Source organism: Nocardia neocaledoniensis, assembly GCF_029868625.1.
Taxonomy (GTDB): domain Bacteria; phylum Actinomycetota; class Actinomycetes; order Mycobacteriales; family Mycobacteriaceae; genus Nocardia; species Nocardia neocaledoniensis_A.
This window is the reverse complement of record NZ_JARWOJ010000135.1, coordinates 1-8,082: the sequence shown is the minus strand read 5'-3', so window position 1 is coordinate 8,082 and position 8,082 is coordinate 1. Positions and strand designations below refer to the sequence as shown.

At 67.4% G+C, this 8,082-nt stretch carries 7 protein-coding genes; all 7 read left to right on the top strand.

What is annotated here, in order from left to right; translation table 11 throughout:
- Positions 1-278 (top strand): hypothetical protein (locus QH270_RS09885; RefSeq protein ID WP_280340318.1); only part of this gene is annotated, 278 nt, incomplete at its 5' end.
- Positions 279-491: 213 nt separating this feature from the next.
- Positions 492-1,730, top strand: a complete 1,239-nt coding sequence (locus QH270_RS09880) for a hypothetical protein (RefSeq protein ID WP_280340315.1) — start codon at positions 492-494, stop codon at positions 1,728-1,730.
- 16 nt (positions 1,731-1,746) lie between these two features.
- Positions 1,747-3,633, top strand: a complete 1,887-nt coding sequence (locus tag QH270_RS09875; protein WP_280340313.1) for a type IV secretory system conjugative DNA transfer family protein — start codon at positions 1,747-1,749, stop codon at positions 3,631-3,633.
- The gene (locus QH270_RS09870; RefSeq protein ID WP_280340312.1) at positions 3,630-4,475 is read left to right on the top strand and encodes a DUF4913 domain-containing protein; all 846 of its coding nucleotides are present in this window, start codon (positions 3,630-3,632) and stop codon (positions 4,473-4,475) included. The genes QH270_RS09875 and QH270_RS09870 overlap by 4 nt, the downstream gene beginning before the upstream one ends.
- The gene (locus QH270_RS09865) at positions 4,472-5,329 is read left to right on the top strand and encodes a hypothetical protein (RefSeq protein ID WP_280340311.1); all 858 of its coding nucleotides are present in this window, start codon (positions 4,472-4,474) and stop codon (positions 5,327-5,329) included. Before QH270_RS09870 ends, QH270_RS09865 begins: the two co-directional genes overlap by 4 nt.
- A 131-nt stretch (positions 5,330-5,460) precedes the next feature.
- Complete coding sequence (locus QH270_RS09860) at positions 5,461-6,231, top strand: hypothetical protein (RefSeq protein ID WP_280340310.1); 771 nt, start codon at positions 5,461-5,463, stop codon at positions 6,229-6,231.
- 179 nt (positions 6,232-6,410) lie between these two features.
- A partial coding sequence (locus tag QH270_RS09855) for an acyl-CoA dehydrogenase family protein (RefSeq protein ID WP_280340308.1) occupies positions 6,411-8,082 on the top strand: 1,672 nt, incomplete at its 3' end.

The window sequence follows — 8,082 nt, the reverse complement described above, 5'->3', positions numbered from 1 at the left end:
CGTATGTTCCGCGAGGTCCCGACGTCGGCGCCGCCCTGCTCGAGCCGCCGACACCGCGCACGATGATCGCTGATGCGACGAGCGCGTTGCGGTCCCAGCTCGTCGACACCGCCATCCGCCAGGCCGACCCGATCGATCTGGCCGCCGAGAGCACCGCGATCACCGCGGTCGTCGATGCCGCCCTGGGCGAGGACAAGGCGTGGTCGTGGGAACCCGATCCCGATCCGGTTCCCGGACCTGTCGGTGAGATCGGCACTGATCGCGGCCCAGACCTATAGAGCCGCAGCACGATTCGTGAATTGTCGGCGTCACGGCCAGGGGGAACTGGACCGAGGCGACCGAACCTGAACCGCTGGGACTTCACCACACCCCGTTTAAGGGTGTGACGTTTTCTCGATCCGAGGAAGCACGATGCCCCACCGTCTCCGCCAACCACCCTCACCCTCGAATCCCATTTCCTTCTGGCTACCCCATACCGGCGGGAGCGCTCGATGACCTGGGAAAACCGAGGAAGCAGTTTCACCAACCCGGCCTACTACCGCGACTCTGCCGACACCGTCGAAGCCCAACTCCGCGCCGACTTCGCCACCCATCACCAGTTAAATGAGATCGCCGCCTACGGGGAAAACTCAGCTCAGGTCGTCGAGTACAAAGCTCGCGCGCACGCCATCGCCAGGCACTGGCTTCAAGACGCCTCACCGGAGCATCAACAGTTGTGGAACCACCTGGCCGGCGCCGTCGATGCGTGGACGGCCAACCCCGAAGCCGCGCGCGTCGAGTTCGGCCGCCTCGAGCAAGCGTTCATCGACGGCGACCCTGATATCGCCCTGAACGCTGTCCGGACGCAACGGCAAGCCGCGGAACTAACCGGGCACCTCGAACCGGTCAACGACCGGTCGGCCCAAGACGGTGCCCGATGGCGACCTCGCCACCTGAGCGTGGTCCCCGATCCCGGCGTGGAGACAACACGCTCGGACAGTTTGGTCGATCGCGCGTTGGGCGGGCGAGCCGAAGTTGAGCTGAGCATGGCCGAGGTCGAGGCGATCATCAACGGCTCCGACGAACTCCTCGCCGCCGAGGAAGCCCTCGGTGATCTCGACACCGGCGAAGACGAGATCACCGCCCTACTGCCAGCCGCCCAACGCAACGCCTATCTCACTCCCACCGTCACGATCGACCAGTTGCCCGCCCAGATCGTCGCCGTGCGCCGGGTCCAGGACCTGGCCGCTCAACACGCCCGGCTGGCAACCGAATTCGACGAATCCCCCGAAGGCAGCCAGGTCCGCATCGACCAGTTGGAGCGGTTGATGGACGGCGCCAGGCACGCCCGCCGCGCCGCCGCGCTCGCCGGGGCAGACCACGCCGAGATCACCGCCGCCTACCAGGCGGGCCTGGCCGGGCACTACTGGTCGCAGCAGCCCGGGGCGCCGCGGCTGGCCCAACTCGAGCACGTCCTGGGCGAACGCGACAACGCTGTAGCCGAACTCGACACCATGCGAAGCCAACTCGGTCTGGCTCCTGACTACCCACCTGCGCTCGCGCTCGCCGCAGGCGCGGAGAACACCCACCGCCTGGATCCCAGCACTGCCCCGCCGGGTGGGGCGGTGATCGCCAATGCGGTCGAGGCTGCCCTGCCCGATGCCGACATCGCTGCCGAGTGGGTGAGCCCTCAATTCACCGGGGTCATCGACGCACCCCGCCACGCGCCCGGTGTCGACCCCGACTTCTGAAAGGACCAGGTCAATCATGTTCTCTCCCCGAGAAACGCGCCGCCGCACCAAGTCCGGACTGGGTGAGGAAGCCAGCATGCTGCTGATCCTGCTAGCCCTGCTCGCGCTCGTGTTCGTGCTGTGGGCGGCACTGAAACTCGGCAGCTGGCAGGCCGGGCAGCCCCTGTCGTGGAACCCGTTCGCCGCCTTGCTGTCGGTCGTCGCCGGAGACAAGCGATGGCCTTGGCAAGCAACCCCGATCGCGGTGGTCTTGCTCTGCGTGACCGGCGCAGGAGCGATCCGCGGAGCGCAATTGTTCACCAGCGGTGGGGAGGTCGATGCGGCGGCGCGGACCATGCAACCGCCGGGCAAGATCCGCATCGCTCGCGCCGCCGACAACCTCGCCGACAACCAACGCCTCCTCATCGACGCCCCACCAGGAGTGCAAGCGAATCCGGGACCGCTGTTAGGGCGCACGGTCATCGGCGACATCGCCCTGCATGTTCCCGCCGAACTCGGTGTCACCGTGACGGCTGGTCAACGGACCGGAAAGACGGTGGCGTGGGCGATCCCGGCGGTGCTCTCGGCGTGGGGGCCGTGCCTGGCGACCTCGAACAAACCCGACCTGTACCGGCACACTGTCTACGGTCGCGAACAGGCCGGGCGGGTGTGGGTGTGTGACCTGCAGGCGGTGACCGGGAAGATGGTGTGCGGGTTCTGGGTGAACCTGTTCAACCAGGCCACCGGCCTCCCGGCGGCGCGCAAGCTGGCCGGGTTCTTCGTCTCAGGGTCGGCGGGTTCGGCGAACGAAATCGCGAACGCGAAAACCGACGCCTACTTCGACGGCGGCGCCCAAGAACTATTCGCCCTGCACATATTCGCTGCCGCGTGCGCTGGTGGGGACCTGCACCATGTCGCGGAATGGCTTGGCCGCGACCAAGACCCGACCCCGGCGCTGATCCTGCGCCACTACGGCCACGACCGCCCCGCCGCCCGCATCATCGAATGCCAAGGCCTCTACGCGAGACAGCGCGACGGCCTCTACGACATGGCGCGCCGGTTCCTCAACGTGCTGTCGGACTCCGGGTATGCCCAGATGGTCACGCCACCGGTGCGGAAACTTTTCCAGGTCAGCGAAACCGCCGCCAAGGCGCCGAGTCGGGGCGGGAAGTCGGCGTCGATCCGCAACGGGGTACTGATCGAGTCCACCGAGCAGCCCCGCACCCATTTGTTGCCGGAGTTCGACCCGACCGCGTTCGTCAAATCCAACGACACCCTCTATCCGTTATCGATGACCGGCCCCGACGGTGCCACCCCGTTGACCGCCGCCCTGGTCGGGCAAGTCCTGGAAGCCGCCCTGACCACGGCGCGATCCCGCCCGGACGGGCGGCTGGCGGTACCGCTGTTGTGTGTGCTCGACGAGGCCGCCAACTGCGCCCGCATCAGCGAACTGCCCTCTTACTACACCTACGCCGCAGGCTGCGGAATCATCCTGATGACCATCCTCCAGGTCCTCGAACAAGGCGAAAACCTGTGGGGAGTCAACGGGTTGAAGACGATGATGGCCCAGTCGATCGAGGTCTACGGCGGGTCCATCGCCTCACGCGACTATCTGGAGCACTGGTCGGCGATGGCCGGGCAACACGACGTCTCCGACCGCTCCCGCACCTACACCCCCGGCGGGATCCAACGCAGCCTGTCCTGGCGCGCCGAACCCATCCTCGACGTCGCCATGCTCGCCGCCCTCCCCAAAGACCGTGCCCTGGTCCGTCTTCCCGGCCACGGCCCCGTCGTCGTCCGCAAAATCCCCTGGTTCGACAGCGAGTACGCGCCGCTGGTTCGTATGTCGATGCAACGGTTCGAAGGGGCGCGGGTTTCGCTGATCAAAGCCACTCATCCTGCCACGCGGGAGGGGGAGTCGTGACCAGCCCCATCCAGACCGCGGCGGCGCCGATGCCACCGCAGTTCGCTCACTTCACCGACTTCGCCGCCAGATGGATGCTGCCGACGATCACCGTCCGGTTGGCCGAAGCGAACCGGGAGAACACCTTCACCTGGTGCTCACGGTGGTGGGCTCATCGCCCGGTCGCCGTCCGCATCGCGCACCTGCACATCGCGTTCGAGGCGATGCGCCGCGCCAAAGCCGGATCGAGCCTGAGCACGTTCCTGCTCACCCACTTCGACCCGCACATCAACCTTATCCTCGACGCCGCGAACGGCCCCCTCCACCGCTGCACCCGCACCCACCACCAGACCACATCATCGTTACCGTTCGACCCCGTCCCACCCGGCTGGTTCGGCACCACCGCCCCCGCCGCCGACAACGAGGGCAAACCGGCGAAGAGGTTCGGTCACTACAGCGAGTTCGTCGAAGGTTGGTTGTTGCCGGTGGTGTCGGTGAAGATCGCCGCGAACAACCGAGAAGGCCAATACACGTGGTGTCGGCAGTGGTGGCGCCACCAAGGCGTGGCCATCCGCTTCGCCGGCCTACACGCCTGCTTCGAAGCCGCAGTCGATGCCGACGACAAACAGGCGATGAGCGCACTTTTCGTCCGCCACATCGACCCCCAAATGCGGTACATCCTCGACGCCGCCAACGGCCCACTGCACCGCTGCACACCCGACCGCCACATCGATAGCCCCGGCCTCGATGGTGAACCGGTTCCGTCGAATTGGTTCGGCACTCCGGGGTCATCGACACCGGTCCACCACCTTGGGTTCGGCCCGGACTTTCGCGCCTTCACCGAAGCAGGTGAACCGCAGTGAGTATGGCCAACGCGACCACGGTCCAGAAAAGGGTCCTCAAAGCGCTGCAGAATCAGGCCGCCGACTCCCGAAAGCTGCTGACTACCCAACGCGCCAGCGGCACCGAGCCGACCCCGGAATGGACACTGGATTTCCAGGCGCGGGCGATGCTGCACAGCGAGCTCGGCGCCGCTGCCATCGCCGGTGGGGTATCAGTCGAATGGGTCGATCAGGCCCGCGAGCGCGGCACGAAAGGTATCCGCTGGAACACCAACCTGTTCCTGCGCCGCGCCGCCCCGGTCGATCGGGAAGCGCTGATCGACAACCTGCGCACCGACATCGAACAACTGGCGCGGTTCACCGGAATCCATGCCGCCTACCGGCCTATCGCCGCCGCACAGAATTCCGACACCGCCAGCGTCGACGAAACACTCGACACCCTGTGGCGACGATCTGCCCAACTCGGTGTCCTGCTCGGGGTCGATGCTGACGAGGCCCGACAACTATGGCCACACGACCGGTGGATCGAAACTGCTGCCTCGGCAGCGGCGGGGCTGACCGAAGCCGGACTCGCCCACCAGTGGCGGGCGATCGCGGCCACGGACATCAGCAGCTGCGCTGTGCAGGCGCGTGCCTTGGCCGAGGCCGGCATCGACCCCGATTCGAGGATCGCGCCCCCGGAGCCGAGCGCAGTGCTTGACGTTCTCGGCGACAACCACCTTCAGGTGATCGGGTTGTTCTCCCACGGACCCGGTGCGCAGATCGACGCCGCCATCAGCGCGACCGCAGTTGGTGCGCACCAGCTCGACAGCGGGTGGACTACCCAGCCGGTGTTCAGTGACCCGCAAACCAACTATCCCGGGATCGAGCCATGACCCGCCCGCCATCGCAGCCGCGTCTGGTCTCGGAACTACCGGCCCCGCAGGCAGAGGCACTCAATAACATCCATGACCTGGCCCGCCGTGCCGGTGCGCTGCGTCGAAGCCAGCCGTATGCCCCCGAACTGGTGCGACTCGAACATGACCGCAGCATCGCCGAGATCGTGGCCGCCAGCAGAGCGATACCAGGTGTGTGGATCACCCAAGCCCGCGAATACGGGCAGGCGAACCGGGCGTGGCAACCAACCACGGTGCTGCGGGACCCGCCGAAGAACAACGTCCCCCGCCGCGGCTACGGCCGAATCGTCGCCGACACCCACCGGCTCGTCGACATGGCCACCGTCTCGGTACTGCGCCACCACCATCTGTACCAAGCCGGGATCGAGATCGAGCCCGAACCTGCTGTGGCGCAACAGCTTCGGCACAACATGGCCGCGATCCGCACCCGCATCATCCACACCGCCGCCGCGATCAACATGGACCCGGCCCAACGCGCACGAAGCACGACGGTCACCGATGCCCACCTCTCCGAACGGCTCGCCACCCACCACCGGCTCGCCGTCGACGACCTGACCGCGCTCTGGCGCGACCTGGCCACCCCCGCGATCGCGGCGAGTGTTCGGTCGTCGCTGGCCAGCCTGCGTCGCACCACGACCCCACCGGCCGGTACCGACCCCGGTCTGCCGATGCCGCCGACTGTCGAGGAATTGATCACCCGCGCCCACCTGCAACTGGCCGGCGCAACCCCCTTCGACGATCCCTCAACCGACGGGCAGCGAATCGAAACCGCAGTCCAGCTCGCCTTGCCGCCCACGGCAACAGAACCCGACCACCACAACGCCGAAACAACGGCCGGGCCGACACCGGATCGTCCACTCACGCCAGGCCCTGAACCGTGACGAACCGTCAGCCCGACCGCGGGACCACGCCACCACCGACGGACCAGTGGTCGGCAGCAACCCGCCAGGTGCAAAACCGATCGCAGCGCCCACGAGCAACCGCGTGAGCCGCAGCGCCGAGAAACCGCCCTGCACCGCGGCCACCTCAGCCCCCAGACAACAGCTTGGAGACCTTTGCGATGACTACCGTCGATCTACCGCCGATCCCCGCTGACCACAATCAGGCGGCCCAGCTGTTCTCCCCATCCGGTGATCCCACCGTCGCCTCGTTGCGCGCCGCGATCCTGGGCACCGAACCAGACATTCACCAGCGCGTGCGTGCCGTCATCACCGAACTCGGGGACCGGCCCGGCACAGGCTTGACTTATCCGGCCGAAGCGAGGCTGGCACCGAACCTGCTCCGGGCGACCATTGCGGGGCTGGGCGGGTCGGCGACCGCGATCGCCGCCGACACTCGGCTGCGCGGGGTTCTGTGTGAGTGGGCCGCGGTCTGTGCCCCGCACCTGCTGCCAGTGCTGACCGGGCATCTCGATCTGTCGATCGGGGCGATCAGCGCCGTGGGCAACGGCTCCGCCTATCAACGTGACCTGCTCACCGAACTCGACACCGGTCAGGCGGTCGGAGTGTTGTTGTTGACCGAGCTCGGTGGCACCAACGGCGCCGACCAGCGGACGACCGCGGTCTGGGACGGCATCCGGGGCGGGTTCTGGCTCACTTCGCCGGACCCGGCCAGCTGGAAATTCATGCCCAACATCGGCGACCCAACAACACCGAAGACCGGAGTGGTCACCGCCCGCTTGATCATCGGAGGCCGCGATGAGGGTGTCCTGCCCTTGCTATTAAGGTTGCGCACCGACCAAGGACTGGCACAGGGTCTGCACGTCGCCGCGCTCCCGGATAAGGGCTGGGCTCCCATGGATCACGCGTTGATTGGCTTCGACAAGGTCTTCGTCTCCGCTGAGGGGTTGCTCGGCGGGACATGGGCAGTGATGAGCCCGGATGGTTTCGAGTCGAGTGTGCCGGTGCGGTCGCGGTTTCACCGAGCGATCGCGACGCTGGGACGGGGACGGCTGGACTTGGCGGGTGCGGCCGCGGCGGGTGCGCGGGCGGGGCTGGCGGTCACGGTCAACTACGCCCGCCAGCGCCGCCCCGGCGGCCGGACCCTGATGGTGGAGCGGGGCACGGTCCGCCGCGACCTGGTCTCCGCACTGGCAGCGACCTACGCCATCAGCGTGCTCGGACGCCGCGTGCAGGACATGGCCGCCGCCACACCAGCAGACCCGATCATCGGCGTGTGGTCGATGCTGATCAAACCGTTGCTGGCATCCACCGCCCACGAGGTCCTGCTGACCTGTCGGCAACGCAGCGGCGCCCAAGGATCGTTGCGCACCAACTGGATCCAGGACTGGATCGGCAACACCGAGGCAATGATCACGGCCGAAGGCGAATCACAGCTGCTGTGGAAACAAGCCGGACAACTCACCACCTGCGACATCACCACCTTGGAACTGCCCGCCACCCCCTCGCATCTGCCCTGGCACCTCCGGCTGCTCACCGACAGAGCGACCACCATCGCGGCCGGACTCCGACGCGACGACATCACCCCGGCCGGGGTCGCACTCGATCGCGACACCGCCGCCATCGAACTCGCTGCCGCCACCAGCGAACGACTCGCCGCGACCGCGCTGTGGACCGCCGCGTCCTCCGTCAGCGACGACACCGCCCGAGGCCTGCTCGAATCCGCCACCGCGGTCTACACGCTGGAACGAATCGTGGCCCGCGGAACCTGGTTCGCCGCCCACCGACAGATGACACCCCGGCGCGCCCAACGCGTCCACCGCGAGCTACACC

Bases quoted from the DNA above. Each gene is read 5' to 3' on its own strand.
- QH270_RS09880 (WP_280340315.1), top strand. From the start codon at position 492: ATGACCTGGGAAAACCGAGGAAGCAGTTTCACCAACCCGGCCTACTAC.
- QH270_RS09875 (WP_280340313.1), top strand. From the start codon at position 1,747: ATGTTCTCTCCCCGAGAAACGCGCCGCCGCACCAAGTCCGGACTGGGT.